The organism is Microbacterium sp. C7(2022) (genome assembly GCF_028823665.1).
Taxonomy (GTDB): domain Bacteria; phylum Actinomycetota; class Actinomycetes; order Actinomycetales; family Microbacteriaceae; genus Microbacterium.
In genome coordinates this window covers 58852-85097 of record NZ_JAPEHV010000003.1, presented here as the reverse complement: position 1 = coordinate 85097, position 26246 = coordinate 58852, and the positions used below count along the sequence as shown (strand labels likewise).

General features: G+C 66.3%; 26 protein-coding genes. 6 read left to right on the top strand and 20 right to left on the bottom strand.

Annotated elements, in window-relative coordinates:
* Positions 1-34 precede the first annotated feature (34 nt).
* From ON062_RS04625 to ON062_RS04565, 13 genes are all read right to left on the bottom strand, one after another.
* A complete protein-coding gene (locus ON062_RS04625) occupies positions 35-1498 on the bottom strand; it encodes an SCO6880 family protein (RefSeq protein ID WP_274645970.1) in 1464 nt (487 codons plus the stop codon).
* The gene (locus ON062_RS04620; protein WP_274645969.1) at positions 1495-2826 is read right to left on the bottom strand and encodes a conjugal transfer protein TrbL; all 1332 of its coding nucleotides are present in this window, start codon (positions 2824-2826) and stop codon (positions 1495-1497) included. Before ON062_RS04620 ends, ON062_RS04625 begins: the two co-directional genes overlap by 4 nt.
* Positions 2827-2847: 21 nt before the next feature.
* On the bottom strand, positions 2848-3117 hold the full coding sequence (locus ON062_RS04615) for a DUF6112 family protein (RefSeq protein WP_274645968.1): 270 nt from the start codon (positions 3115-3117) through the stop codon (positions 2848-2850).
* 67 nt (positions 3118-3184) lie between these two features.
* Positions 3185-3457, bottom strand: a complete 273-nt coding sequence (locus ON062_RS04610; RefSeq protein ID WP_274645967.1) for a DUF6112 family protein — start codon at positions 3455-3457, stop codon at positions 3185-3187.
* Positions 3454-4617, bottom strand: a complete 1164-nt coding sequence (locus ON062_RS04605; protein WP_274645966.1) for a M23 family metallopeptidase — start codon at positions 4615-4617, stop codon at positions 3454-3456. The genes ON062_RS04610 and ON062_RS04605 overlap by 4 nt, the downstream gene beginning before the upstream one ends.
* A gap of 6 nt (positions 4618-4623) precedes the next feature.
* Positions 4624-5283, bottom strand: coding sequence for a hypothetical protein (locus tag ON062_RS04600; protein WP_274645965.1), 660 nt, complete (start codon positions 5281-5283; stop codon positions 4624-4626).
* Between the two features lie 42 nt (positions 5284-5325).
* Positions 5326-5811: a hypothetical protein gene (locus ON062_RS04595; protein ID WP_274645964.1), complete on the bottom strand. Its 486-nt coding sequence runs from the start codon at positions 5809-5811 to the stop codon at positions 5326-5328.
* Positions 5798-6328 carry a ParB N-terminal domain-containing protein gene (locus ON062_RS04590; protein WP_274645963.1) on the bottom strand — a complete coding sequence of 177 codons (531 nt, stop codon included), beginning with the start codon at positions 6326-6328 and terminating at the stop codon, positions 5798-5800. Before ON062_RS04590 ends, ON062_RS04595 begins: the two co-directional genes overlap by 14 nt.
* Complete coding sequence (locus tag ON062_RS04585; RefSeq protein WP_274645962.1) at positions 6325-7134, bottom strand: hypothetical protein; 810 nt, start codon at positions 7132-7134, stop codon at positions 6325-6327. Before ON062_RS04585 ends, ON062_RS04590 begins: the two co-directional genes overlap by 4 nt.
* A gap of 5 nt (positions 7135-7139) precedes the next feature.
* Positions 7140-7484, bottom strand: coding sequence for a hypothetical protein (locus ON062_RS04580; RefSeq protein WP_274645961.1), 345 nt, complete (start codon positions 7482-7484; stop codon positions 7140-7142).
* Entirely contained in the window at positions 7477-8106 is a 630-nt protein-coding gene (locus tag ON062_RS04575; protein WP_274645960.1) for a DUF2637 domain-containing protein, read from the bottom strand. Before ON062_RS04575 ends, ON062_RS04580 begins: the two co-directional genes overlap by 8 nt.
* Positions 8103-8969 (bottom strand): bifunctional DNA primase/polymerase, encoded by an 867-nt coding sequence (locus tag ON062_RS04570; protein WP_274645959.1) that lies wholly within the window; start codon positions 8967-8969, stop codon positions 8103-8105. The genes ON062_RS04575 and ON062_RS04570 overlap by 4 nt, the downstream gene beginning before the upstream one ends.
* Before the next feature lie 26 nt (positions 8970-8995).
* A complete protein-coding gene (locus ON062_RS04565) occupies positions 8996-10057 on the bottom strand; it encodes an ArdC family protein (RefSeq protein ID WP_274645958.1) in 1062 nt (353 codons plus the stop codon).
* Positions 10058-10242: 185 nt separating this feature from the next.
* On the opposite strand from ON062_RS04565, the gene ON062_RS04560 reads away from it, so the two are divergent.
* Positions 10243-11016 (top strand): helix-turn-helix domain-containing protein, encoded by a 774-nt coding sequence (locus ON062_RS04560; protein WP_274645957.1) that lies wholly within the window; start codon positions 10243-10245, stop codon positions 11014-11016.
* A 17-nt stretch (positions 11017-11033) separates the two neighbouring features.
* Complete coding sequence (locus tag ON062_RS04555) at positions 11034-11504, top strand: NUDIX hydrolase (RefSeq protein ID WP_274645956.1); 471 nt, start codon at positions 11034-11036, stop codon at positions 11502-11504.
* On the opposite strand, the gene ON062_RS04550 is transcribed toward ON062_RS04555, so the two are convergent.
* Positions 11492-12055 (bottom strand): HD domain-containing protein, encoded by a 564-nt coding sequence (locus ON062_RS04550; RefSeq protein WP_274645955.1) that lies wholly within the window; start codon positions 12053-12055, stop codon positions 11492-11494. The two genes, ON062_RS04555 and ON062_RS04550, sit on opposite strands and share 13 nt — an antisense overlap.
* 64 nt (positions 12056-12119) lie before the next feature.
* Positions 12120-12764 carry a hypothetical protein gene (locus tag ON062_RS04545; protein ID WP_274645954.1) on the bottom strand — a complete coding sequence of 215 codons (645 nt, stop codon included), beginning with the start codon at positions 12762-12764 and terminating at the stop codon, positions 12120-12122.
* Between the two features lie 104 nt (positions 12765-12868).
* Between ON062_RS04545 and mobF the strand changes: the two genes are divergently transcribed.
* Together mobF and ON062_RS04535 are read left to right on the top strand one after the other, a co-directional pair.
* Positions 12869-16297, top strand: a complete 3429-nt coding sequence (mobF, locus tag ON062_RS04540; protein ID WP_274646269.1) for a MobF family relaxase — start codon at positions 12869-12871, stop codon at positions 16295-16297.
* A 139-nt stretch (positions 16298-16436) separates the two neighbouring features.
* Entirely contained in the window at positions 16437-16826 is a 390-nt protein-coding gene (locus ON062_RS04535; protein ID WP_274645953.1) for a sulfate permease, read from the top strand.
* Between the two features lie 366 nt (positions 16827-17192).
* On the opposite strand, the gene ON062_RS04530 is transcribed toward ON062_RS04535, so the two are convergent.
* Positions 17193-17504 (bottom strand): hypothetical protein, encoded by a 312-nt coding sequence (locus ON062_RS04530; RefSeq protein ID WP_274645952.1) that lies wholly within the window; start codon positions 17502-17504, stop codon positions 17193-17195.
* A gap of 197 nt (positions 17505-17701) precedes the next feature.
* On the opposite strand from ON062_RS04530, the gene ON062_RS04525 reads away from it, so the two are divergent.
* Positions 17702-21367, top strand: a complete 3666-nt coding sequence (locus ON062_RS04525; RefSeq protein WP_274645951.1) for a P-loop NTPase fold protein — start codon at positions 17702-17704, stop codon at positions 21365-21367.
* A gap of 183 nt (positions 21368-21550) precedes the next feature.
* The gene (locus ON062_RS04520; RefSeq protein WP_274645950.1) at positions 21551-23338 is read left to right on the top strand and encodes an SIR2 family protein; all 1788 of its coding nucleotides are present in this window, start codon (positions 21551-21553) and stop codon (positions 23336-23338) included.
* Between the two features lie 25 nt (positions 23339-23363).
* Here the strand turns inward: ON062_RS04520 and ON062_RS04515 are convergent, their stop codons facing one another.
* From ON062_RS04515 to ON062_RS04500, 4 genes are all read right to left on the bottom strand, one after another.
* Positions 23364-24362 carry a hypothetical protein gene (locus ON062_RS04515; protein WP_274645949.1) on the bottom strand — a complete coding sequence of 333 codons (999 nt, stop codon included), beginning with the start codon at positions 24360-24362 and terminating at the stop codon, positions 23364-23366.
* 66 nt (positions 24363-24428) lie between these two features.
* A complete protein-coding gene (locus ON062_RS04510; RefSeq protein ID WP_274645948.1) occupies positions 24429-24560 on the bottom strand; it encodes a hypothetical protein in 132 nt (43 codons plus the stop codon).
* Between the two features lie 106 nt (positions 24561-24666).
* On the bottom strand, positions 24667-25251 hold the full coding sequence (locus ON062_RS04505; RefSeq protein ID WP_274645947.1) for a hypothetical protein: 585 nt from the start codon (positions 25249-25251) through the stop codon (positions 24667-24669).
* A gap of 101 nt (positions 25252-25352) precedes the next feature.
* Positions 25353-25805 carry a hypothetical protein gene (locus tag ON062_RS04500; RefSeq protein ID WP_274645946.1) on the bottom strand — a complete coding sequence of 151 codons (453 nt, stop codon included), beginning with the start codon at positions 25803-25805 and terminating at the stop codon, positions 25353-25355.
* Between the last annotated feature and the right edge of the window lie 441 nt (positions 25806-26246).

The window sequence follows — 26246 nt, the reverse complement described above, 5'->3', positions numbered from 1 at the left end:
ACTCCTTCCGTTCACGAAAGAGGTGCGCCGCTCGCTACACGCTGCGGCACAGCGGCAGGGCTGCGGCGGTGAACGACTGCGCCTGCTGTCCGACGAGCCGACGCGTCTCGCACGACGCCTGGACCGCGGCCTGCTCCACGGAGGCGACGGCGGATTCGAGGGCATCTCGCGAGCTGGCGGTGACGCTGATCAGGCCCACGGTGCGCAGCATCCCGTGTCCTGCCGTCAGCTCCGACTCCTGCTGAACGATGTCGGAGTACTCGGCGGTGGATGCTGCGTTCTCTACCTGCCCGACGCGGGAGCGCTGGTGGGCATCGCTGACGAGTTCGGTCTTCTTGCGTCGCAGATCCCGCGCGGCGCGGTCGGTGGCGACTGGGACGTAGTGGAGCGACACGGTGCGGAGGATGCCGTCGGAGAGGATGAGAGGTGCGAGGAATCCGGGGAAGACCGGCGATCGCGGCCACTCGCTGATCCACAGGACGGTGTGGAAGCCGCTGTCAGAATGAAGGCAGTCCCATCGTTCGGTGACCGCGAGCGGCCCGGCATCGGCGAGGGTTCGACCCACCGTGGGGTGGCGATCGAGGCGGGTGGCGGCAGCTGGGTCGTAGGCCGTGCGAAGCACCTTCGCGAGTTCGGCGGCGCCGAGCCAGTGCCCCACGGTGATATCGGCCGCACGTAGCGCAGACACGAGCATCGACATCTCCTGGCGCAGCACTGCGGCTGCGCCTTGGATGCCTCCGCCGTTCGTGCGCACTTGGCGGGCGCTCGCCGCCAGGTCGACCGCGAGGCTGATCGTGGTCTCGTGGCGCGCGCCGGCGGGGCCGGCGCTGTCGATGAGGGTGCGGTAGGTGGTGGCCGCCCACCCGCCGTCATCGGTCGCGTGCTGCGCCCACCAGTCAGTGAGTCCGGTGCCAGCATCGGGGAGGGTGCGCTCCGATACCTGCACGCGGGCGATCCGCCCCGAGCGACAGGTCGCCGCCAGGACTCGCCCCCACCCGCTTACGCGGCGCTGCTGCTCGGCCGGATCGAGCAAGGTGAAGGCGGGATGCGTCACGGCGAGCACCGCGGTGAGCGTTCGGGCGTGCGGGTCGTGGATCATCGCGGCGCCGGTCTCGGCATCCTCCCATTCGCGTGCCGAGGCGGCGTCGCCCGGGAGCGCGAGCGTTCCGACCGGTCGAGGGCGCTCGATGCGCTTCCGATACTCGAGTTGCCCGGTGCTCGCCCGACGAGCCCAGCGCAGCACGATCGGCATCCACTCGACGACTGTCCGACCGTTGAGCCGAACGAATGCGGTCGCCACCGCTGATCCCCACAGCGGGGCTGTCCATGCGACCGCCGTTCCCCCGACCGTGTACAGCGCAACGACGACGGTGATGAGAGCGATGGCGACCGCGATGAGCTGGGGGAGTGATAGACCGAGAAGGATGCCGCGTCGTGAGAGGCGCGAAAACCGAGCGGGGGCGAGTGCGTACTCGGCGGGGACTGTTCGTGTGGTCATCGCGGGGTGTCCTTGGTCGGAAGAACCGGTGGGGGAGGTGTGGGCGCGGGTCGCGCGTTCGAGGTCCCGCTAGCTGATCGAGCCGGTTCCGAGGCGGTGGACTCTGCACCGTGTGCTTCTGCCGCTCGGCCGACAGCGGCGCCTGCCTTTGGCGCTGCGGTGGCGATGCCGTGAACGACCGCGGCTCCCGCGACGACACCGGCGCCGATTCCGGTCACGGCACCGAGCCCAGCAGCGCCCGCAGAGGCGCTGGATGCCGGTACTCCGGCGGTTGCGCCGGACGCACCCGCAGGACTCGCGACGGCACCGCTCGAGGTCGCGCCGGGTGCGCCCGATGCGCCGGAGCCAGGACCGTTCGAGGTTCCGAGTACCTGACGTGCACCTCCGGCGATGACACTCGCGGGCACGGGCGCCGGCCGGTTCAGCGCCGACTTCGCTTCCTGCTCGCTCGACATCGCGTGGTACATGTCGAAGCCGACGAAGCTGAGGAACTTGTAGGTGATGTAAGGCGCGAACGCGGCGACGAACATCAGCACGATGCCGGCGACGGGGTCACCGACCGATGCGAGATCCGAGTCGATCGGGGCGGCGACCTGCGCGATCGCGACGAGGAAGATCACCACCAGCACGAGCTTCGAGAGGATCAGCGCGAGGACGAACGCGGCCCACTTGCCGAACCACCCCTTGGTGGCATCCCAGGTCATCCCGGCGAGGGCGATCGGCCCGAAGACGATCGCGACCAGCAGAAGTGCCTTGCGGATCAGCAGTGAGAACCACACGATCGCGGCTGAGCTGATCGCGAGGCCCGCGAGGAAGATCGTCAGGATCGCGCCCACCCCCGGGGCGGCGATGTTGATGGTTGCGAGGCCGGCGACCAGTAGCGCGATGCGATCGCCGATGCTCTCCATCGTGTTGCCGGTCGCCTGCACGATGCCGATCGTGAGCTGGTCGGTGATCTCGATCAGCAGTCCGGTCACGGTCAGAATGACGAACGACCCCAGGACCGACTTCGCGAGCCCCGTCCCTGCGCGACCGAGAGCGGAGGGGTCTCGACGCACCAGCGCAGTGATGAGTTGCAGGCAGAAGAGCACCAGGGTGACGAAGATCGCGATCCCGAACAGCACGTTGTAGACCCCGACGTAGCCTGGAGCGCTGAGGTCGACGAGTGTCGTCGTGTCGAAGACTGCCCATACGGCTGTGAACAGCCATCCGGCGGTCGCACCCATGGCGGAAGCGAGCCAGTCGAATGGGGCGGCGATGAGGGATGCCGCGTTCTCGCCCACAGCGGTGCAGACGGGCGCGATGACGGGGATGTCGCAGACGCTCATGACCTGAATCCCGACGAGGCGTCAGACCGTTTGCCCGACGCTCCAGAAGAAGTTGACGAGTGTCACCGCCGCACCGCAGATGATGGCGGCCCCGCAGGCGACGAGCACGCCGAGCTTGCCGCGCGAGGCCAGATGCGGGTTCGACGAGTTGGCGCCGAAGCCCCAGACGATCGCGGCGATGATGAGCGCGAGGACGCTCAGGATCAGGCCGACGGTCATGACCGCGCCGACGATGACGCGCAGCTGCTCGATGCCCGGCAGACCGGTTCCGTTCGGGGTGATGTCGATCACGGCGCAACTCCTTCACTCGTGGGCCGGTGTCAACGAGGAGGTGCGCAGCGCCCGCCAAATGGGCGGGTCAGATCGTCGCGCCGACCTGCAGGAGGAAGTTCACGATCGCGCTTCCCGCACCGGCGAGCAGCGCCACACCGCACGCGACAAGCACACCGACCCGTGCACGGGTCGCCACCCGGACGTTCCCGGTTCCTGACGCGATCGCCCACGTCGCCGCGCACGCGACAACGACGAGCACCGCGACGACGAGGGAGGTCATGAGAAGCGCGCCGACAACCTCGCGCAACTGGGCCGCGCTCGCCACGGCTCCGAAGTCGGGGTACACCACGGCGGTCATCGAGAGCCTTCCGGCGAGCAGGATGCCGGCGCAACGGTCGCACCGTCGACACCCGTGGCCCCGTGCTCGGTGAGCCATTCGAGCGGATCCACGACCCGCGACTCGATGCCGATGTGGACCTCGAAGTGGAGGTGCGGACCCTCCGATCGCCCCGACGAGCCGACGTCACCGATGTGCTGACCCGCCGCAACAGTCTCGCCGACGACGACGTGCACCCCGCTCGACCACATGTGCGCGTAGTACGTATCCACGCGCTCGCCGTCGACCCTATGGCGGACCACGATGAGGTTGCCGAACCCGCCACTGGCTCCGGCGAAGGTGACCACGCCGTCGGCCGCGGCGAGTATCGGCGTGCCGTCAGCGGCGGCGAGATCGGACCCCGCGTGGAAGCGGGGCCGCCCGGTGAACGGGTCCGTCCTCCACCCGAACGACGACACCCACGTGTACGTGCCGTCGACCATTGGAACGACGATTCGGGATGCCTCGGCCGGCGCTCCCTCGGACGGCAGCTGTGCGCTCCCTGCTGTCTTCGTGAGCGCTCCGAGGATCGCTTCGGCCACGGGTTGAACGTTGTCGTACCGGTCGGGAAACGCGCTCACCTCGACGGCCTGCGCGGCCTGTCCGGGCGTGAGCGATCGCCAGCCGGGGATGTCGAGCAGGCCGCGCGGGCTCCCGCTGTTCGGGCTGTCGGAGCCGCCGTAGAACGCGCGCGCCTGGTAATCCGGATTCATCAGTTCGGCGACAGTGCCCCAACCGCTGGTGGGTCGCATCTGGAACATCCCGAGCGAATCGTGGTCGCCGCCATCACCGTCGTTCGGGTACTCGGTCGATTCCGGGTACGCGGTCGAGTTCGCCAGCATCCGCAGATTCGACTCGGTAAGAGCAGCCGTGAGTGCGATCACGATTCCGGCTCGGCCGACCTCACGCGTGGCCGCACCGATCGAGATGACTGTCGCAGCATGCGTCAACTGCTGGCGGCCCAGAGTGACTGCGGAGCCATCGCGAGCGGTCGCGGTCAGTGAATCAGGGATCGGCCCGACGACAAGCGATGTCGTCGCACACGAGGCCAACGCGGGGTTCACCAGCAGTGCGACAGAGGCCGTACCGGCGATCGGCAGGGTAAACAGCAGCATCACGAGCAACGCGAGAAGCTTGCGCACGGCGCCTCATCTCAAGGGTGCGTCGACGCGGGACAGCCGGAGCAGACGGCACCGCTCGGCGGGGGGACACGCAAGGAAGACGGTGAAGGCCACGGGCCGCGCGGAGGTGACGTGCTCGGTCTCCCAGATGCCGTCGCGGTGGCGCGTGCCGGTGACCGTCACGGCAACCGCACCGGGTGGGAGCTGGCCCGGCGCTGCCTGCTCGAGGGCGGTGGTCCAGGCGTCAGGCACGGCAACCGCGTCGATCGTGAGCCACTGGCGCGTCCCATACATCTGGAGGCTGTCCCACTGTTCGGCCGTCGGCAGATATCCGCGCACGTCCGCGGCGACAGCTGCCGCGTCTTCGGCGTCGGCGAGGTCGACGAGTGGCTGTGCCCAGTCCAGCGGATCGGTGGGACCTCGGGTGTCCCACGTCAGAACGGCCATCGCGACCGCACGGGCTGACGCTTCCGGGTCAGAGGAGAGTCGTACGCGATGAGGAGTGAGCACACCGGGGGCCGACGGTGCTTCCTGCGACTGGGCCCGGACGTTGACAGGATCAGGGTCCTGCTCCTGCGCCGGCATTGTGAGGCCGATGATCCCGACGACGGTCACGGTGAAAAGCGCGACGCAGAGGGTGATCGCTCCGACGAGGGCGGCGCGGCGGCGAAAGGAGGTGGGAAGCATGTTGGTCCGATCGAGGAGGGATGTACTCGAACGACAGGTGCACTACGTCTCCCCGCGCCGGCGTCTGATCTCCTCAGCGAATGCGAGGCTGCCCTCGAGGGTTGCCTCGAACGCCGCCCAGTCCTCGGCCGTCGTGCCTTCGGCGAGTACGGCGGGGTCGTAGCCCGACCACCACTCACGCAGGTCGTTCCAGGTGAAGGCGAATCGGCGCACTTGGGCGGCAGCATCCCGTGCTTTGTTGTCGGCGTCGGAGCGGGCTCGCGCGAGCGCCTTCCGCGCCACTATCTCGGGCTTCTCGCCGGTGGAGGGCTCCTCGCCGGCGCGGAGTCGCGCAGCGGCGGTCTCGGCTGCCTCCCGCAGTTCGGGGGACTGATCAGGCGCCCGCGCCATCGCATCGAGGTCGGCGGCGGCGAGCTCGCCGGTGATCGCTTCGAACGCGGGGCGCACGCTGGCACCTGCGTCGACCGCAGCGAGCGTCGTGTCGGCGCGTGCCCTGATCTCTGGGTCCACCGACTCATCGGCTGCCACCTGCTGAATCGAGTTGACGCGCCTGCTTGCCGGTGGTTATCACGGCAGCCTGGACGCGGGCATCTCCAGCAGGGGTCGTTTGCGGTGCCGTTACGGTAACGGCACCGTCCATTCCTGGCGTTGACGGCGATCCGAATCGGGATGCCTTTTGCCGGCGCGACGCGTCTTCTGAGAGGAGCTTCTTGCACTCGGCATACAGCGTGGCCGTTTCCGTCAGCGTGAGCCCCTTGTGGAGGGTGTTCTCGTCCTGCTCGGCGAGGAGCTCCGTGAGTCGGCCGGAGATCCCCGCGCGCACCCACACATTCACCTTGCGCATCCCGAGCAGGCGGAGCGCCTCAAGCCGCCGTCTGCCGCAGACGAGCAGGCCCTCGGGGGTGACCGTGATCGGCTGAAGAAGGCCGTGCTGCCGGATCGACTCCGCGAGCGACTCGAGATCGCCGAGGTCGGTGCGGTGCCGGGCGCCGATCTGGATGGAATCGATCGAGCGCTCGAGTTCGACACCCGGGGCGGAACTCATCGCTGCACCGCCGGGAGATTCTTCTGAATGCGGGTGACGAGCCGGTCGTCGTCAAGAAGTGAGTCGATCGTCTCACCGATGAGGAGACGCACCAGGATGCCGCGGCCAGCCGCCGTCTGCCGCTGCGCGGGATCCGGCACTCCCAGAAGGACAGTGAGCATCGTTCGCCACGCGTAGCCCGGGAGGTCGAGGACGACTCGCGCGGCCTTGTCGCGACGCAGCAGGTCATACGCGGCCGGCCGGGACGCGGCATCCCCGAGCCGTGTGCAGACGTAGTCGACGCTCGATCGCGCGTGGTCTGCGGGCCACCCGAGGAGTTCGAACACGGCCACTGCGTCATCGACGGCAGCGGTGACGTCCGGCAGCTCGGCGGATCGCGGGTCTGAGTCCGGCGATGTCGAGAGCGCCGCGTGGTACTCGGTGAGCGGGTTCTCGCGGTCACTGAATCGCTCGACATCGTGGAAGCCGGCGTAGCGAGTACGGCGTGCTTGGTGCACAGAGCAGAGCAGCCCGCGTGCGCGTTCTTCGGCGATGCAGGTCACCTGGACCGCTCGGGTCACGACCGCCCAGGGGTCTTCCGCGCGCCGTACCCACGGTGCCCGCATGGCATCGAAGGCAGCCGCAGCCGCCTCCCAGGGGTCGAGGCCGTGCTTGCGGGCGAGCGCCGCGAAGCGAGTGGCGGCGTACCGCATGAGGTCTGCCGCTTCGGGATCGCTCGACCACGCGCGGCCGTCGGCGCGGTGCATCCGTTCGAGTAGCGCTCGCAGCCCCTCTGAAGCGCGAAAGTCGATTGCGTTCGTGGTCATCGTGATCAACTCCGTTCGAGCGTGCGGGCAGTGGTTGGCGAGGTGCGGACGCCGAACGCGCTGAGCGGCGCGAGCCGACGGCGTTGACCGTCCGGTTGGGGTGACGAGGAGAGCCGACGCCTAAGCTCGGACTGGAGGTCGAGTCCACGCCCGATGAGGCGCCCGCTCGAAGAGTTGACGAGATCCGAGATGCGGACCCATGCGATCCGATGGCGCTCGGCCGCGTCGACCGGAGCGCCGGAACCGATCGTCGCGGAAGCGTCGAATCGTGTGCTGGGACTCGCGAGGTGGGGTCGGGGCGGTATCGCTTCGACGTCCGGCTCAGTCAGGCGTTCGATGTCATCACGCATTGCTCTGGCCTCCCTGTTCGAGTGCGTGCGGGGGAGTGGAACCGGTGGTCCGCAGCCAGCGGCCGACCGTGGAGGGGTGGACCCCGAGACGTCTACTGATCGCTCTGTTGGACAGACCGGACGCGCGGAGGATCTGCGCGTCGTGGTGCCGCGCCGAGGTGGCAGTCAGGAGCGAGCGCTCTTCGTCGACGGACGACGAGTCGATCGCGGGGCCGGGGCGCCGCATGAGGATCGACGTCAGGTGCGTGATCGCGAGGAGCACGAGGGGCGGGACCGCGGCGACCGACGCGGCGAGCGCAGCGGGGACGTCGCTGTCGGCGGCGAGGATCGCGTGAATCGCGTTGGCGACGACCGAGACCGATGCGCCCGCGAAGAGCAGGACCCACGGGTACCAGACGCCTCGCGATCCGGTGAGGACGACGGCCGCGACGGTGGCGACGACGATGATTCCGTCGACGATGAGCGGCCATGCCCAGGCCTGCTCGGGGCTGAGCCCCGAGCGCTGGGCAAGGTCCGCAAGTGAGGTGAACGAGAGCCAGAAGGCGCCCGCCGCGATGAACACGGTTCCTGCAATCGCCGTCAGGGTCGCAAGCCGAATGCCATCGACAGGCCGGCGGATCATGACAGGCTCCTGCCGTGGCCGGGCTGCTGCCGTGGGAGCGGAGGAAGCGGCGGTGGGAGTGGTGGCGCGTACTTGCGGATCGTCGCGTCATAGCCGCTGCGTCGCCAGGCTGACTTGACCGTGGCATTGATCTCGCGCCTGTCGAGCCCGATCTCCTCGGCGGCTGGCGCGAGCGCGCTCATCGCTTCGGGGAACTCCACGCCGGCGTCGAAAAGCCGACACGCGGCCCAGAAGAGACCGCGATTGCGTTCTCCCTCCCGCAGGCGCGAAACCCAGACAGCCAGAGCGTCCGCGTTCCCGCGGTCCGCCTGGGCGGTGTAGTACGGCGTGGCAGGTCGGGGGTCTACGAAGCCCCGCAGGGCCGTCGAGTCGAGACGCTGCTGGCGGTCCGTCGATAGCGAGAAGGTCCGATAGCTCGTGACTCCGTCGTCTGTCGCCACCGCTGACGGGGGGATGAGGACGTAGCCCCCTTCGCCGCGGAAGTCGATGTGCGCGCGCGTCGACACCCAGCAGGGGCTCTCGATGTCCGTGTTGACGTAGTAGACGTGCATCCCGCCCGACGGAGTGCGCACGCGAGCGAACTCGCCAGCGGCGACACCGTCATCGATCGCACGTTGGAATGTCGCGTAGCCAGAGCCGGATGCCTTCGTGTCGACGTCGACGACGTCGACACCCGACTGACGGCCGGTCGGCATGCCGATGTTCGCCTCGGGCCAGCGCCGCCACCAGCCGTGAACGACGTGGCCGAGAATCGACGCGTCGTGGAACCCGTTGCGCGTGAGCGGACGCTTGCCGCCGGGAACACACGGGAACACGGGGACGTCGGCCAGCGCGAACGCGAGTGCGGCCTCTGGTCGCGACATCCGCGCCGTCGTAAACAGCAAGTCCGCTACCGGGACCATGTCGGCCTCCCCGCGGCTTCGCGGCCGACAGGGCGGTCGGCGGGGCGCCTGAAGTGCGCGTCGGGTGCGCCGCGCTCGAGCTGCACAGACGGGTGGCCCAGATCTGCCTTCGTCGTCGTGAGAGCGTCGAGGATCTCGACTGCTGCCCTCCGCACGCGCTCACCGGTGTCCTGAACGACCTCAGCGACGGTCTTGCCGTTCACGGTCGACGCCCACGACGCGACGTACGGAATCGTGTAGATGCTCGTGTCCATGCCGTGCGCGGCTCCGACCATGAGAGCGACAGACTCGGCCTCGACCTCGCCGATGCCACGATGACTGATCGCTTCGTGATCGGGGCCATGAAGCCGGATGTGGGCGAGCTCATGCGTGAGGGTCCGGACGCGGGCCGCGGCATCCATGTCGGCGCGAACGACGACGGTGCGCGCGAGGAAGTCAGTACGACCGTTCGCGCCGCCGATCTCTGTTGAATCGGCGACGCTCGAGAGGGTGAAGCCGTCGCTCTCGACCAGCCGCGCGAGTTCGTTCCAGAGTCCATCGGGCGCTTCACCCTTCAACAACTCGGGAAGCTGCCGCCTCGGAGCGGGAGGACCTGACGTTTGCGAGATGTCCCAAACGTGCGCGGGCTTCACGCCGATGAGCCGCGAACGTACGACCTCGCCCGCCCCAGGGCGCTCGCCACGGCGAAGTCGACGCCATGACATGGGGTCGTTCGGCGTCTTGGTGGCGAAGTTGCCAGTGATCGGGGCGAGGATCGCATAGCCGCGCTGCCCTTTGAGTACCTGGTGTCCGAGCTGCTGCCACTGTCGGAAACCGGCGACGAAGGTCGGCAGCGGCTCCGGAACGAGGCCTTGCTCATAGGCCGCGGAATGCTGTGCCCAGATCAGAAGACAGTTCCCAAAGGATCTCGTCCGGAACCGGGCAGCGAACTCGAGCGCGCGCCTCCACTCGTCGCCCGACGTCAGTTCCTCGACTGCGCGCGCCAAGCGCTCGTGCACCTCGCGCAGCTTCTCCTCCGCGTTGGAGCCGGCCCGCTGCTCGTCGGTCATGTCGTCACCTCATTCGTTGTCCGCCCTCGCAGATCAGGTGCGCCGCCGCATCCGAAACGGGAGGCGAGATCTGCGAAGCCGATGAACATGACGCCGAGTCGACAGGGCCAAATGCTCCAGAAACAGGCCAGATGCGGGTCAGAATGAGTCAGAGTGGGATGACGAGATCTGACGCGAGGGTGCCGATGAGTGCAGGGCAACGACCGACCGGAACCGACAGTGGCAAGCGCCTCGCTGAGCAGATGCAGCAGCGCCACATCAACATCCGCGACCTGGCCGCGCGCGCCGGCTGCGACGAACGCACCATCCAGCGAGCGCTCAACGGCGAGACGACACCTCAGTTGCGCGTGGCCGAGGCCATCGCCGCGGTACTGGAATGCGAGCCAGACGATCTCTGGCCGCGCGCCGGCGCCGGAGCATCATTGAACGGTGCGCTGACGGTCCGGTTGTTCCCGTCGCGCGCGCAGGTTCCGGTCGACGTCTGGCGCGATGCGCTCGCCGCCGCGGCATCCCGTATCGACATCTGTGTCTACGGCGGAACATTCCTGTTCGACAACGTCCACGGCTTCCTGCGACTGGTGCGGGATGCTGCATCCCGCGGTGTTCAGGTGCGCATCGCCGTCGGCGACCCAGGGTCATCGGCCGTGCACCAGCGAGGGCTCGAAGAGGGCATCGGCGACTCGCTCGCCGGACGCTGCAGACTCACCCTGTCGCGTCTCGCCCCGATCCACGATCTTGAGGGCGTCCAGATCCGCACCCACTCGACCCCGCTTTACGTCTCGATGTTCTTCATCGACGACACGCTCTACGCCAACCACCACATCCTCGGCTCGCCGGCCGGAGACAACCCGGTCATCGAGATCCCGCGCGACCTCGACCCCGAGGTGTGGGAGAGCTACACGAACTCGTTCGAACAGATCTGGGTCGGTGCGCACCCCGCGCACTATCCGACCCGCTGATCGCGAAAGGCAGATTCATGGCACGCATCGACTACTACAACGACCCCGAGGCACCGTTTCCGAACAGCGTCGTCCCGTCAACGACGAGCGTGGTGCTCGACGACGACGGACGCATCGCTCTGGTGCATCGGAAGGACAACGGACTCTGGGCACTGCCCGGCGGTGGCATGGAGCTGGGGGAGTCGATCGAGGACTGCGCAATCCGCGAGGTCAAGGAGGAGACCGGCCTGGATGTCGAGATCACCGGTCTCGTCGGCGTCTACACGAACCCGCGCCACGTCATGAAGTACGACGACGGGGAAGTGCGCCAGCAGTTCTCGCTCTGCTACCGAACCCGACTGCTCGGCGGTGAGCTCACGTTCGACAGCGAGTCGACCGACATCGCGTGGGTCTCACCCGCCGCGATTGTGGAGCTGCCGATGCATCCCTCGATGAAGCTGCGAATCGACCACTTCCTCGAAGGACGGAGCGAGCCCTACCTCGGGTGAACGCCGACTCGGGCGAGCCTTGCGTTGACACGGTCAACGGCGGCGAGCAGCTCCGGCGCCGATGCGGACACCGCATCGTAGACGGGAGTGTTCGGCTCGTACCGGGTGAGGATCTCGGCGACGCGGTCGGTAGCAGCGATCGGTTCACCGGTCGGTGACGTCGTCATGTCGGCGAATGTCACGACATCGAGGATTTCGCTCGGCGGGGGAGTGAACTCCTCGAGCTCGGCGAGCAGGCCGCGCTGGCGCGCTTCGAACTCCGCGCCCGTGTGGAACGCGATGAGCCGCACCACGAGGTCAGGCATGCCTTGGTCGCGCGCGAAGCGGGCGCCGTCGACGGGGTGGAATCCGGTCTTCGCGAGGTCAGGCGCGTAGCCGACGTCGTGCAGCCAAGCCGCGGCGACGATGTCGTCGGCATGATCGGTGTTGAGGGCCGACGCGATCTCGGCCGCCGTCGCGGCGACGCCCTGCACGTGGGCCCAGCGCCGCGGCACCTCAACGAGCTGGCGCTCCGCCAGTGTTCGAGCGTGGGCTGCGAGATCAACGATCATCACTTCAAGAGTAGAGCGACGTGACGCATAGGGACCTCGGCGGACTGCCTTGGACCGAAGCGCGTCAACTCCAGAGCCCGCTTGTGGCCGTTCCCCAGAACACTGCAGCCGCCAGGGGGACCAGGAGCACAAGGGCCGCGAGTGTTGCCCACGCGTATGCATCGTGCGTGAGGTGATCGACCCAGGCATCGCTCAGCGTGCGCTCCGAGAGCACGCCGCGCATCGCGGCGCGTCGACGGTCGGGACCGGCGCGAATGATGTCGATGCCAGTCACGATCGCGATCGGCAGGACGATGCCCCACGCCGCTAGGACGAGGAGCATCACAACAATGAAGACGAAGTAGCTTCTGACACGGTCAGGGGTGTTCAGGCTCGGATTCGCGAGGTCGGCAGCGATGATCGCGCCGAAGTACCCTCCAACTGCGATCAGGGCTGCCGCCCACAAGGTGCGACCGATCCATGCCAATCGCGCGGTGAGCAGGCTTCGTTCGGCGAACGGTGTGGGGCGCGGAAGCCCGGCCGCGATCGTCACACCGAGAGCCGCAAACCCCGTGACGGCGACAGCGAACGAGATCAGCATGATCGCCGTACCTGCCTCGTGGACTCCCGCAGCCCAGACGGCCCACCCGATCACCACGAACATTGTGATCACCGCCAGTACCCAGCCGACCACGTTTGCCGGCCTCGTCGACACGCGAACCTCACTCATGCGCCGATCGTCGCAGAGGCCACCGACACGAGGATCACGCCTCTTGCAGTAGAGGCGCGCGCACCTCCCTCCTGAACGGAGGAGGTGCGGCGGTGACGGTCTCGATGCGGGTGATGAGCGCTGGCGACGGCTACAAGTATCTTCTTCGCACTGTCGCCGCGGGCGACGGTGATCGCTCGCTCTCGACGCCGCTGACTCGGTACTACTCCGCCGAAGGAACCCCGCCCGGGCGCTGGATGGGAGGCGGTCTCACAAGCCTGGGTGGCAGCATCCATACCGGCGACGAAGTCAGTGAACGTCAGTTGCAGCTTCTCATCGGAATGGGCCGCGACCCGATCAGCGGTGAACCGCTGGGCCGCGCTTACCCGCAGTACGCGCCGACCGAGGATGCGGCATCCCGGCGTCGTGCTGTCGCAGGGTTCGACTTCACCTTCTCTATCCCGAAGTCTGCGAGCGTGCTCTGGGGTGTTGCAGACGCGAGCATTCAGGAGCACATCGTCGACGCCCATCACGCGGCAGTCGCTCACGCCGTTGCGTATCTCGAACGGGAAGTTGCCGCCACGCGTATCGGGGCGACGGGGCGCGACGGCGCCGTTGCACAGGTCGGGGTCGCGGGCATCATCGCCACGGCGTTCGACCATTTCGACAGTCGTGCGGGCGACCCGCACCTGCACACGCATGTCGTAATCAGCAACAAGGTGCAGACGCTGCTCGACGGCAAGTGGCGCTCGCTCGACGGGAGGCCGCTGCACGCCGCGGTCGTTGCGTTGTCGGAACTGCACGAGGCGCTCTTCGCGGACGAGCTGACCCGTCGACTCGGCGTTGCATGGGAGCCACGTCAGCGCGGCCGCGATCGCAGCGTCGCGTGGGCGGTGGGCGGGGTTCCGGAGACCCTGGTTCGCGAGTTCTCGTCGAGGGCGCGCGACATCGATGTCGCGACGGACGCACTCATTGCGCAGTTCGTCCACCGACACGGCCGTCGTCCCGAGCCGGTGACGATCATGAAGCTGCGTGCACAGGCGACACTCTCGACTCGGCCCGAGAAGACGGCGCGGTCGCTTGCGGAGCTCACCGCGGCGTGGAGGGACCGTGCCAGCCAGATTCTCGACCAGGATGCCGCATTCTGGGCACGTTCAGTCGCACAGGGTGATCGGCAAACGGTGATGCGGGCAGAGGATGTTCCGCTCGAGGTTATGGAGTCACTCGGACGATCGGTGGTCGACGCCGTCGCTGAGAAGCGCACCACCTGGCGTCGATGGAACCTTGTTGCTGAGGCGGCGCGTCAGACCATGCAGTACCGCTTCGCCGCGGCATCCGATCGCGAAGCCATCACCGGGATGGTTGCAGACGCAGCCGAGCGTGCATCGCTGCGTCTCACCCCTCCAGAGCTCGCGAGCAGCCCTCTCGAGTTCCAGCGGGCAGACGCCAGCTCCGTCTTCCGCCCTCGCGCTGGTGCTGTGTTCACCGGGCATGCGCTCATGGATGCTGAGGCACGCCTGCTCGCGCGATCGCGCAATCGTCTTGCACCGCGCGTGGATCCGCACGTTCTTCGGCGCCGTGCTGCGGGAGTCACGCTGAGCGCCGCTCAGGTGGCCGCGCTCGCGACGGTGCTCACCTCGGGCCGCGCGCTCGACGTGCTGGTCGGGCCTGCCGGATCCGGAAAAACGACCGCGATGCTCGCACTACGCAAGGCATGGGAGGCGACTCACGGTACGGGCTCTGTCGTCGGACTGGCACCGTCAGCCGCCGCCGCGCACGTGCTTGCGGCCGACATCGGCATCCCCACCGAGAACACCGCGAAGTGGTGGCAGAACCACCTCAGCCGCGGCGAGACCTTCCGCGCGGGACAACTCGTGATCATCGACGAGGCTTCGCTCGCCGGCACGCTCTCGCTCGATCGCATCACAGGACTTGCGGTGGATGCTGGCGCCAAGGTGCTTCTCGTCGGCGACCACGCTCAGCTTCAGGCAGTCGACGCAGGCGGCGCGTTCGCGCTCCTTGTCCACGACAGGGACGACGTGGCGCACCTCTCGGATGTCCACCGATTCCGGCATGACTGGGAGAAGCGCGCGAGCATCCAGCTACGCGATGGCGATGTCGACGTGGTCGAGACGTACGCGGAGCACGACCGAATCCGAGAAGGATCGGTCGAAGCGATGATCGACGACGCCTACGCAGCCTGGCGTCACGACATGCGGGCCGGAAAGTCCAGCATTCTGATCAGCGACTCGAACGACGCGATCGCTACGCTCAACGCTCGCGCTCGCGCCGACCGCATCCTCGCCGGTGAGGTGACCGGCGCGAACGAAGTCGAACTGCGGGACGGATCTCGTGCTGCACGCGGGGACATCGTGATCACGCGGCTGAACGACCGGGGACTCCGCACTGGTCGTTCCTGGGTGCGCAACGGTGACCGTTGGGTGGTCGATGAGGTGCTTGCCAGCGGCTCGGTGCGGGTGCGACGCGCGGGGGTGAAGCGGACCTGGTCCGTGGTCCTGCCCGCGGACTACGTCGGCGAGAACCTCGACCTGGGTTACGCGATCACCGCTCACCGCGCGCAGGGCGTCACCACCGACACCGCCCACACGCTTGTGCAATCGGGTACGACTCGCGAGAACCTCTATGTCTCGATGACGCGCGGACGCGAGGCCAACACCGCCTACGTCTCGACCGACCGACCGGATCTCGAGCACGTCGAGCCGCACCCCGGCGAAGACGCCCGCGCCACCGCGCGCAGCGTACTTCGAGGAGTTCTGCAGCATGTCGGGGCTGAGCTCTCGGCACACGAGCGCATGGGTGCGGAACAGGACCAGTGGGGTTCGATCGCCCAGCTCGCGGCCGAGTACGAGACCATCGCGGCGGCCGCGCAACGCCCGAGATGGGTGGCGATGATCGAAACTTCAGGCCTGTCCACCGAGCAGGCGGCGGCCGTGATCGATTCGGACGCGTTCGGACACCTAAGCGTCGAACTGCGGCGAGCCGAGGCCGGGGGAGCGAACGTCGACGCGTTGCTCCCCGCGGTCGCGCGCTCTCGCGGGCTCGGCGACGCTCAGGACGCCGCGGCTGTCCTCGCGGCGCGGGTTGCTCGGGCATCCGAAGGCCGTCGGCAGAGTCTGGGGCGGCGAATGCCTCGCCACATCGTCGGGCTCGTTCCCGAGGCGCTGGGGCCGATGCCCGACGAGATGCGTCATGCGCTCGACGAGCGCCGCGAGCTGATGGATGCGCGCGTTATGGCTCTCGTTGATCGGGCGCGCGAGCGAGGCGACCAATGGCTTCGGGAGCTTGGCCCAGCGTCGTCTGCCGCGACCGAGACAGCATGGCTACGCGCAGTGACCATCGTCGCGGCCTACCGCGATCGGTACGACGTCCGCAGCCGTGACGCGATCGGTCCAGAGCCCGAGACCGACATTCAGCGACGGGATGCCGCAGCCGCGCGCGCAGCCATCGACGCTGCTCGTCGGGCTGGACGCGCAGCCGAGCAGACTCCACCGCGGCGTCCGGCGCAACACCGAGGAACTGCGCTCTCTCGATGAGGGCCTACCGAGTGTCCGCGTACCGTCCTAGTCTGTGCAGTAGCAACCTCATCTGCGCCACCGCTCGGTGCGGCGGCACGACATCGGCTCCGGCCAGTCCCTTCATGTTCTCGTTGCTGAACCAACGGAGGGCAGCCGCATGTTCGGACTCATCTGGAGCCTCAGCGCGCGCATCCACACATTCCTTCGTCGCACGATGCCGACGAACATCCTGATCGCCGCGATCATGACTCGCCGCGGGCTCAAGTGGGGCGTGCCGGCGATGCTGCTCGTTCCGGCCCACGTGTTCGGTGCCGTCGTGTTCATCAGCCTCCCGGACCAGGATGCGCCGAAGTGGCTCTACCTGCTCGCGCTTGTCTGCCTGTGGAACGCGTTCAAGTTCGCGGTCGTCGGCCCGGTGAGCCTTGTCCGGCTGGCACACGTCCGGATCCTTGAGGCACGTGCGCGCCGCGCTGCCGTTGCGCTCGTGGCGAGCGAGGGAGTGAACGTCGTGCGTACCGAAGGTGACCGAGTCGGCGCGACTGCCTGACGACTGGACGGCATCGAGCCCGCACCCCATCCCCATACGGGCGCTGCGCGCTGACGGGACCCAAGCGGGCGACGCCCGGCTGAGGCTCGGTCCGAAAGGGGCCTTAGGTCGCAGTCAATGCTCGAAGATGGGCCGCGATGGTGGTCCATCCTCCCGGTCGCCGTCTACGGCGTGCTGGTCTCGGGTGTGGGTTGGATCACGCCCAGTTCTGGAGCGCTGTGATCTCCGTGTTTGTTGGTGTCGGTTGCGTCATCTATGCAGCGTTTGCCGCTTAGCATCAGAGCCGGCGTGCGCGGCGACCAAAGGAAGCTGGGATTCATGTCCCGAGCATCCGTGAGTTGCTAGATGCCGAACGCCGCGACTGGTCTAATCGATGAGCCGCGCGGCGCGCGCGAAGAGTTCGTCCTCAAGTACGGATGACGGGGATCCTGTGGCGTAGGTAAGTACCCCCGATCGGTCGTCACACGATCGCGCGACCAAGTCGGCGTTGGAATCGCTGCCAGCTTGAAGTGCGTCGCCCCCGGGGGCGCTGAACGCGCGGCCCTTCACGAGAGTCGGAGCGAGGGCGCGGACATCCGAGAGTTGCTGCTCGATCGTCGTAGCCTCGACTGCCACGTTCTGTGCCACGTGGGTGGGGGCGACATCGAGGACCTGGACCTCCGCCTCGTACCCCGCCACAACCCGCCGCGCGCTTGACCTGGGGTGCGCCAGCAACTGTCCTGAGATTCGCGGTTGCGCAGCGCCATCCGGCCCGCCGCGCGCCGATAACGCGACGTCCAGGGCGGTCGCTACCCTCGAGACCACGGCCTTGGACGGCTGAACCAGTTGTGGGGGTTGTGGGCAGCCTCGCATCGACGCCTTGGTTAGGGGGACACATGGTAGCCGAGACGCGCCTAGGGATAGAGGATCTGGTCCGCGATGAACCGCTTGCCGTCATCGCAGGTGGCGAGATCACAGCCGAGCATGACTCGCTCAACCATCGGGTCGTGGCGCGACGCGTTGCGGAGCTCGTCTCGGTGTCTGCGGGGCACAGTAACGTTGCGCTCTTCGGTCCATGGGGATCGGGCAAGAGTAGCTTCTACGGTCTCATGCAACAGGAGCTTCGGCAGTTCGATCCGACTGTCGAGGTGCTTCACTTTGATGCATGGAAGAACGCTGGGCAAGGATTCCAGGCGAACTTCTTGAGCGAGATCAGCCTCCAACTTTCCGGGAAGGAGGGCACGTCAGATATCAAGCTATTCACGACACAACGGAGCGTACGCCTCCCGTTCGGTCTTGGTGATCGGGTACGGAGCACGAGATGGTGGATCGGGGCGGTCCTGCTGGCGTTGCTTGTCTTTCTCGTTCCACCGCTCGTGTGGACGTCGATCGTGTTCGATCCATCTGCAGGGACAACCTGGTTCCAGCAGGCGCTTGCGAAGACCACGACTTGGTTCGGATTCGTTGCCGGGAGCGCGCTGTTGGTCGCCGTGGTGATGATGATCATGGAGCTGTCGAAGGTCACAGTCGAAGAGTCCAGGCCCAGCCACGTCGCGCAGTTCAGCCGGATCTTCAACGAGATCCTTCAGCGCCCACCGAGGGCGGGTGGTAGGGGGAAGAAGTTCGTCATCTTCGTCGACGAACTCGACCGATGCTCATCGGACGACGTGATGAGGACTCTCGAAGGTCTTCGCACTTTCCTCGGGCATGCCAAGTGCGTGTTTGTAGTCGCCTTCGATCGAGACGCAGTTGCCCTGACGATCAAACGCCATCTGGAGCAGGATCGTGCGGTGCCCTCGCGCCCAGAGCGGCCTTACTACAGCACTGCCGGCGAGTACCTGGACAAGATCTTTCAATTCCAAGTGTCGCTCCCGCCCCAGCCTCCACACACCTTCCGCAAGTACGCGGCTTCGCTCGTTGACGGACGAAGCCAAGGGGTGTGGGCCGGTCTCCCTGCAGAGATCCGCGCTCGCGTGATCGCAATTCTCTCCCCTGTTCACGTTACGAGCCCTCGCCGAACAAAGATTCTCTTGAATGACTTTGCGATAAACGTTCGAGTATTCGAGAGCCTGGGGTTTGATTGGGTTGCGCGTGCGGAAGAGATCGCCGCGCTCACCGTTATTCAGACCGAATTCCCTCGCCTCGCGGCGGACAATGAACGGGAGCCAGGGCTGCTCCCGGCGCTAGCGGCCAGCACGGAGCCAGAGCGTGCGGATCTACGAACGATGTACAGCCAGTACGTTCAAGACGACGGTGCTGTTGTTCTAGACGAGATCGTCGGAACAGATTCCGCGACGGAGACAAGCGATCTCGTGCAAGCGGGTGCACCGCGCGCCGCGCAAGGAGTCGCTGACCAGCTGCACTCAAACCTCAAGCGGTTTTTGAGGACTCTGAATGAGATGCATTGCCAGATTCCGCGCGCAGATCTCGTGCTAATGCATTCCGGCGACCATCTGCTCGCCTTTGAGGACGTTCGCGTCTACAACACGATGGTGCTCGCAGGCGATCTCCCACTCGACGATGTTATTGAGGCTCTAGAGGGCATTAGCCGAACCGATGCAACAGAGGCAATCGCCTACCTACTCGAGCACATCGAGGGAGAAATCTCGGTGGTGAAGACGAGGTACATCGCGATCGTCGGTGTGCTTGCCAAGGAGATGGACGCTGCCCAGCTCGCTACCACAGCGCGCACGGTCCATGGGCACTGGCTCAGTCTCACCGGGAGCCAGGCAGACGCGACCTCGCGGTTGCCTGCCCGCAGTCGCGAGGGTGTTGCTCGCCTGCTCGCGCTCGCCGGGGAGAGTGACGCCATTCACGACTTCTACGAGTCCATCGCGGATATTGCACCTGACTCCCGCGGGCAAGTGCTCAGTGCGCTGATCGCGTCAAGTGCCGGTCGGAGCGATCCGCATCTGAGCGCGTACCTCGGTGGGCAGGCTGTGGGACTCTTCGCCGAGGACTCTGACCCACTTCGTGCATACATTCGGACTCGTGATGCCGACGAGTCGTCGTTGACGAACATGCTCGCTGAGCAGCTAGGTGAGCTCATTGCACCTAAGCCGCTGACCGAACCGGCACCAGCGGCGTCGGCCGCTGCCCGCCGTGAGGCAGCCGCAGCTCATGCCAAGGCCGAAGCGGATCGGGAGGTTGCGATCGAGCGCGAGCGGAACGCGCTCCAGGAACTCGTGGATGAGTTGCCCCACCTGTCTGCTGACGGAGTGGGGCGGGATTGGATCTTTCGCGTGCTTCGCCTCTCCCTCATTGACGACTGGGCGGCCAACCTGCATGACTCGGCGGTGTTGTCTGAACGCTCCCGTGGATATGGAACCATCGCAAATGACCTGCTCCTGAAGGCAATCGCGGTGGGCCCGGCGGCCCGTGCGGCGGGTTGGGCGGAACAGCTGGATTCGACTTCTTCTGCGGATGACACCGACGTCGAAGCAGCCCTCTTGGCCCTCTACTCGAGATTGGGTGAGGACGGAGCGGATGATGGGTCTCGATCAGTGGTGGTTACTGCTGCGGACGCCATCGTTGAGATCGTGCGCGGTCACCGAATCAAGATTGACGCTGACAAACTGGCTCCTACGCTGCAAGCCATTGCAGCCCGCGACTGGGTGGACGGTACTACAAGTCTCCTCTTGGCGGCGCGGCGCGCAATGCGACAGCTCGCAAGTGTGAGCCCGAATGCGGAGCGAGATGTCAGTCTCGCGAGCGATTTGCTCTGCGGGTTCGCCGAGTCCACCGCGGATCTCAACGAACTGGGAGAAGTCGAGCGGGAGCTGACGAGCGAATCGGTTGACCTTCTCCACGCTTTGGCCCTAAGGGGAAGGGAGTGGATGCGCCTCGAGCCCGACCACGACGTGACCGCCATGGTACGGCTCGTCCTGGCGGCGCATTCCATACTCCTTCAACGGGGGAAAACGCCAGAACTGCTGGGGTCAGCGGAAGTCGAGCGGGTCAACGACCCGGAGGGAAACGGAACCCACCTTCGGCACTGGATAACAACCGGCCCACCCCTGGCCGAGATCGCCCGCGTCGCCGATGCCCTTCCAGGCATCGACGAAGTGCGGGCGAGTGATTGGCGGGTGTGGGCGGGCCGAGTCGACAGCAGCCAAGCCACGGCCGCGTGGAAATGGCTAAGGGCACGTGGATCCTCGGACAAGGTGTTGACAGCTGTCGCCTCGAATGGAGTCGATCCGGCCCTCTACCAAGAGCTCGTAGAAGCTGTCGCTGGCGAGTCGACACATCCGCGGCGAGCGACCGCCAATGGCGCCTTCCGGACCCTGCCGTCGAGTCCTGCCGCCGCTCGCGCGTCCGTTTACCTCGCTGCCGAGCTCGCAAAGCCGATGAACAAGATCGACGCAGGGATGGCCGCGAGCAACCTTCTCGCAGTACGAGCGCATCTGACTTCATCGGAGAAGTCACGGATGAGAAGGATTCTGGAGCCGTGGATTGAAGCGTCGACCTCGGTCTCAAAGCGAACTGTTGCCGATCTGCGGGACGCGGGACTGTTGCCACAGAAGAAGTCTTGGATCATGAAGCGACTCGGGCTCTCCGACTGATGGGATACAACGGGAGGGTTTCGCCCACCCCAGCTGCGCCATTCAGCGCCGCGGACATTCGTCTACGATTGTCGCCCTCCAGGTCGACGCGGCGGTGCTTGTGGAGAACGACTGATGGGTCTGGCCGGGGGGTGACGCGACGCGCGATGCCCGGGTGTCGGCGGGTAGTGCCAGGCTTGCCGCATGGTTGTGAGTCAAGGATTCTCCCCACTGGTTTCTTTGGCGACGTCGATGCACTCGCAGCCAGGTGTCTATGCAGTGTTGCTGGGTTCCGGCGTCTCGACCGGCGCAGGCATGCTGACCGGCTGGGGCGTGGTGACCGAGCTCGTCGCTCGAGTCGCGGCCGCCTCCGCTCCAGATGATGCCGATGCCGTTTCCGCCGCCAGAGCTGACCCTGAGTCGTGGTGGAGTGAGAACGGCGAGGGCGAGCTGGGTTATTCGTCGTTGTTGGAGCAGCTGGCTCCTTCTGCGGCGGCTCGGCAAGGGCTGCTCGCAGGCTTCTTCGAGCCGGGCTCGGATGACGAGACGCCGGGACGGCAGCCGAGCAAGGCGCATCGTGCGATCGCAGAGCTTGTACGCCGCGGGTCGGTGAAGGTCATCGTCACGACCAATTTCGACCGACTGATGGAACAGGCCCTCGATGCGGTGGGCGTGTCTCCCCAGGTGATCTCCCGGCCGGAGGCGGTCAAAGGGATGGCGCCGCTGGCGCATTCGAACGCGACGGTTATCAAGCTGCATGGTGACTACCGGGATCTGGGGACCCGAAACACGCCGTCAGAGCTGTCAGACTATCCCGCGGAGTGGACGGGGCTGCTGGAGCAGGTGTTCGACGAGTACGGGCTGATCGTGTCAGGCTGGTCGGCGGACTGGGACGTCGCCCTGGTCGGCGCGTTGGAGCAGTCGACGTCCCGACGATATCCGCTGTATTGGGACCAGCGCAGCAGTCGTGGCGAGGCGGCGAAGCGGTTGCTGACAGGGCGTCGCGGGATCGTGCTTCCCGCATCGAGCGCTGATGACCTGTTCGGCGAGCTTGTCGAGAGTCTGGAGGCGTTGGATCGGTTGTCGGCGCCGCCGTTGACCACGGCGATGGCGGTCGCCCGGCTCAAACGGTATCTTCCTGACCCGGTGAGGCGGATCGATCTCCACGACCTTGTGATGGGCGTCGTCGATGCCGTGGTCGACTCGATTGCCGCACAGCCGGTGACCGCTGTGCATGGAGCGGAAGTCACCTGGCAGGTGGTGGATGACGCGATCGATGCTCACGTCCGGTCGATGGATCAGCTCGCGCCGCTACTAATCGAAGGGGTGTGGCATGACTCCGACGGGGTGCACGACCGGCTGTGGGTCGACGTGGTGCAGCGACTGGTCGATGCCGGCGCGACGTTCCCGCCCCAGTACAACCAAGCGCTGCGCTCGGTGCGGCTGATCCCGGCGTTCGTGGCCGTCGCGGTCATCTCGATCACCGCGACGCGACGAAACCGAGAGGGGCTGCTGCTCACGGTCGCGACTGAAGTGGAAGGTCAGACCCATGCCGGATTCGAGCAACGGGCACCTGCCGCTCAGGTCCTTCACTATCAGCGGCTGTTCTCGGACGATTGGGCGAAGAATCTGCCGCGCTGGGCCGGCACGAACGGCTGGGTCTATCCGACAAGTCACCTGTTCACGAGCGAGATCCGTCGCTTCTTCACGGATCTGATCCCTGACCAGGAGGAGTTCCTGGCGGCGTATCGCGGGTTCGAGTATCGAATCGGGTTGATCCAAGAGTTCACGCCCGGATTTCACGCGATGAGCGGCGAGTATGTCGGCGAGTGGGCTTGGCGAGGTGAGGAACCGCAGGCTGAGTTGGCGTTGCGCAAGCAGGCCGAGCGCGGTTACGCGGCCGCGTGGGCCGCGCTGTTCGACGGCAAGGTCACGATCGATGAGGCGCTCATCGCCCAGCGCGCGATCTTGAAGAAGTATCAGCGGTGGTGACGTCCGCTGAGCGCCGACGGAATGGCTAGTAGTGGTCGCGTTCCCAGAAGATGAACTCCCGATCGTCGTCGGTGATCCCGTAGTTGATGCCAATGCTGCGCAGCCAGGTCGTGGCGAGCCGACAGAGACTGGTGAGGATCAGTTCGAGCTCACCGACCGTCATCAGTTTGTCGACCGGACGCAGGCGATGGAGCGTGAGACTCCAAGCATCCCACGAGTCCTCAAGGTATTCATCCCAACCCACCGGTGACGGGTCAGGGCGGCGGGGTCGACCGTGCTCGTCGAGCCCGAGCTCAGCCGAAAGGTAGGCGATTACGCGAATCAGCCCGCTTGCGGCGGTCATCGTGCGGAAGAGGGCCTGGTCGATGTCGTCCCGCCATGCGCGTTTCGACTCGTTGAGTTCGCCGCGAAGGTGCGTGATGGCATCGGTGAGGTGGTCGGCGTGCCGGAATGGTGAGGGTGCATGAACGGCGGTGTAGCGCTCGATACGGTGATCGTCGATGTGAGCGCCGAGATGTTTGCGCCAGACGGCATCGGTTGGAGTAAGGCCTTGCGGGTCGTGGAAAGCTTCGCTGTCCTCGCCGCGGATGCGAAGCGCGACGTGGCCTGCTTCGTGGCGTGAGAGGTGCTCGGCGTTGGCCACAATGTGCTGCACGAACAGGTCGATGTTGCCGAGCTCGTCGCGGGTTTCGACGAGGACGTGTCCGGAAATCACGATGTCGAAAGTGCCGTCATCGTGCGGGAGGGTGATCGCGCCGACATGTCCGGCTCCCCTGCTTGTTGTGTAGGGGTTGTCCTCGCCGCGTTCGGTGAGCTCGTTGACGGTCTGGACCATGTCGCCGCTTATGGTGAGCCGCCAGAGCGACGAATCCGGGACCAACTCGAGGATGCCCGCAGCCAGGGCGCGCGCGAGCCCGAACTCCTGCAGGAGCCGGGTGAGCGCACCGTGGGCTGCTGCCTCGTCTTCACCATCGAAATGCGCGAACGCGATTGTGATCGGGTTTTCGACCTGCTCATCAGCCATGGGCCGACCCTAGCCACCCCCTCCGTCATCGACGCGTAGGGGTGATCAGTGCGTGATCTCCCGCCGTCAGCCACTGTATTGGGTGAGGACGCGGTCGCGGAGGTTTTGGACGCCGTCGATGCCCGAGCGGTCCGGTTCGACGAGACTCCACACGACGACAGCGGGAGTTCCGATGAGCGCGATACCGAAGAAGAACATGGGGTAGAGCGGGCGCCATGCGAGTCGCGCCCGACTCCTTTTCCACGCTCCTCCGCTGGTTCGCTCACACGCGAACCCCAGCGCGGCGCGCCCGTGGCACTATCGGCTATCGTCTATCGGCTTCGGACGGCACCCAGGAGAGCTCGGTTCGTAGCGACTGGCCGAGTTGACCCATCACCAGTGTGTACTCGTCGCCGAACTGGCTGGCGAGCTGGGCGGCAGCGGACTCGAGCGCCTGTCCGCTCAGGCCGATGAAATGTGTAGGAGGCAGCATGCCGGCGGACGCGGCTGACTCGAAGCGCTCGATGGCGCGTCGGAGGTCTTGATCAAGAAGACGGTTTCGCAGTCGAATGACGTCGAAGCCGTTGGACATGATTTCGGCGTCGTGGTCCGCTGGGAGTTGCGTGTACTTCCCCTCCCGCGCTTGCACGTGGTCAAAGTGCATGGAGCGGCCGGTGAACCGCGCCATGAGCTGCACAGCGTCCTGTAACGCGAGGAGTGTCTCGAGCTGAAACTGATGACGATCGCGCACCGCTGCTGAGTAACGATCTTCGGCGCGCGCGAGCTTCTCCCGCTCGGCCGCGCGCCGGTCGCGCCGCGCCTCATTCAGGCCCGCGAGTGCGTACCCGAGGAACGCGGCGATCAATGTCGAGGAAGCGATGATGATCTGCGGCCACAAACTGCTCGTCACGTGAGCGAGTGTCGCAGAGCATCGGGATCGGATCTCGCCCTCCGCCGCGCCTATTCGTGGGCAAGTCACGCGCTGTCTGATCGCGCTCGATCACCGGTCGACTAGAGCGCAGCCTCCTTCGCGGCGATCGCCGATCGCTGTTTGTGCGTGTCCCGCTCGATCAAGAGGAAGGCAATCACACACACGATGCCGATGAGCACACCAGCCCAACTCGTGACTCCTTCGCCGAATATTGCGCGCCCCGGGAACACTGTGAGAATTGTTCCGACGCTGATGATCCAGGCACCGACCTTCCACTTCCGACGATGCTCACGCTTGAACAGCGGGTCGATGCGGGCGTTCAGTTCTGCCGTCGCCTCATTGAGGCGCTTCGCGAACTCTCCGCGTGGAGAGCCGTCGGGAAGATTCGAGTAGATCGCGGCGAGTCGCTCGACTCGGATCGTGAGCCGCGACTCTTTCGTGAATCGTCGGGCAAGCCATGTGATTGCTGCGGTGAGAACAGGCACTGAGAGCACCGCGAGGAGGATCTGGAGCGGAGCACCGAGGTTGTCCATGGCGCGCAACCTACGCTTCGGCACCGACATTGGATCGGGTGAGTCCGCAAGCCGGTCGTCGATCGGGCGCGAGCGGCAGCTCCTCGGCGTGCCGGCATACTCCCGCGCCGGGTGCCCGTATGCCCCGGACGTGAAGCGGCCCGATGATCGCGCGCTGAACGTGCGCCCTGCATGGGCCCCGCTGGTCGAACCTGCGCGTTGTTCATTTGTTGACCACAAATGAGCCCAACCGGGTCGAGACGGGCCCACGCGTCGGGTAGGCTTCAACCGAGATCGAAGTTCATCGCATGGGAGAAATCCCAGATGAATACAGGTAAGTCGAGACGAATCGTCTCGTGGACACCTCTCCCGCGCGGCGGGAGGTTGGGGCCTTTCGAAATGAATAGGTCAAGGGTTCGATTCCCTTAGGTGGCTCCGACACAGAGGCCCGCCGCGTGCGGG

What these genes read in the sequence shown, in the direction of transcription:
- ON062_RS04625 (WP_274645970.1), bottom strand. Translation starts at nt 1,498, where the DNA reads ATGACCACACGAACAGTCCCCGCCGAGTACGCACTCGCCCCCGCTCGG.
- ON062_RS04620 (WP_274645969.1), bottom strand. Translation starts at nt 2,826, where the DNA reads ATGAGCGTCTGCGACATCCCCGTCATCGCGCCCGTCTGCACCGCTGTG.
- ON062_RS04610 (WP_274645967.1), bottom strand. Translation starts at nt 3,457, where the DNA reads ATGACCGCCGTGGTGTACCCCGACTTCGGAGCCGTGGCGAGCGCGGCC.
- ON062_RS04600 (WP_274645965.1), bottom strand. Translation starts at nt 5,283, where the DNA reads ATGCTTCCCACCTCCTTTCGCCGCCGCGCCGCCCTCGTCGGAGCGATC.
- ON062_RS04590 (WP_274645963.1), bottom strand. Translation starts at nt 6,328, where the DNA reads ATGAGTTCCGCCCCGGGTGTCGAACTCGAGCGCTCGATCGATTCCATC.
- ON062_RS04585 (WP_274645962.1), bottom strand. Translation starts at nt 7,134, where the DNA reads ATGACCACGAACGCAATCGACTTTCGCGCTTCAGAGGGGCTGCGAGCG.
- ON062_RS04580 (WP_274645961.1), bottom strand. Translation starts at nt 7,484, where the DNA reads ATGCGTGATGACATCGAACGCCTGACTGAGCCGGACGTCGAAGCGATA.
- ON062_RS04575 (WP_274645960.1), bottom strand. Translation starts at nt 8,106, where the DNA reads ATGATCCGCCGGCCTGTCGATGGCATTCGGCTTGCGACCCTGACGGCG.
- ON062_RS04570 (WP_274645959.1), bottom strand. Translation starts at nt 8,969, where the DNA reads ATGTCGCGACCAGAGGCCGCACTCGCGTTCGCGCTGGCCGACGTCCCC.
- ON062_RS04565 (WP_274645958.1), bottom strand. Translation starts at nt 10,057, where the DNA reads ATGACCGACGAGCAGCGGGCCGGCTCCAACGCGGAGGAGAAGCTGCGC.
- ON062_RS04560 (WP_274645957.1), top strand. Translation starts at nt 10,243, where the DNA reads ATGAGTGCAGGGCAACGACCGACCGGAACCGACAGTGGCAAGCGCCTC.
- ON062_RS04555 (WP_274645956.1), top strand. Translation starts at nt 11,034, where the DNA reads ATGGCACGCATCGACTACTACAACGACCCCGAGGCACCGTTTCCGAAC.
- ON062_RS04550 (WP_274645955.1), bottom strand. Translation starts at nt 12,055, where the DNA reads ATGATCGTTGATCTCGCAGCCCACGCTCGAACACTGGCGGAGCGCCAG.
- ON062_RS04545 (WP_274645954.1), bottom strand. Translation starts at nt 12,764, where the DNA reads ATGAGTGAGGTTCGCGTGTCGACGAGGCCGGCAAACGTGGTCGGCTGG.
- mobF (WP_274646269.1), top strand. Translation starts at nt 12,869, where the DNA reads ATGCGGGTGATGAGCGCTGGCGACGGCTACAAGTATCTTCTTCGCACT.
- ON062_RS04535 (WP_274645953.1), top strand. Translation starts at nt 16,437, where the DNA reads ATGTTCGGACTCATCTGGAGCCTCAGCGCGCGCATCCACACATTCCTT.
- ON062_RS04525 (WP_274645951.1), top strand. Translation starts at nt 17,702, where the DNA reads ATGGTAGCCGAGACGCGCCTAGGGATAGAGGATCTGGTCCGCGATGAA.
- ON062_RS04520 (WP_274645950.1), top strand. Translation starts at nt 21,551, where the DNA reads ATGGTTGTGAGTCAAGGATTCTCCCCACTGGTTTCTTTGGCGACGTCG.
- ON062_RS04515 (WP_274645949.1), bottom strand. Translation starts at nt 24,362, where the DNA reads ATGGCTGATGAGCAGGTCGAAAACCCGATCACAATCGCGTTCGCGCAT.
- ON062_RS04510 (WP_274645948.1), bottom strand. Translation starts at nt 24,560, where the DNA reads ATGTTCTTCTTCGGTATCGCGCTCATCGGAACTCCCGCTGTCGTCGTG.
- ON062_RS04500 (WP_274645946.1), bottom strand. Translation starts at nt 25,805, where the DNA reads ATGGACAACCTCGGTGCTCCGCTCCAGATCCTCCTCGCGGTGCTCTCA.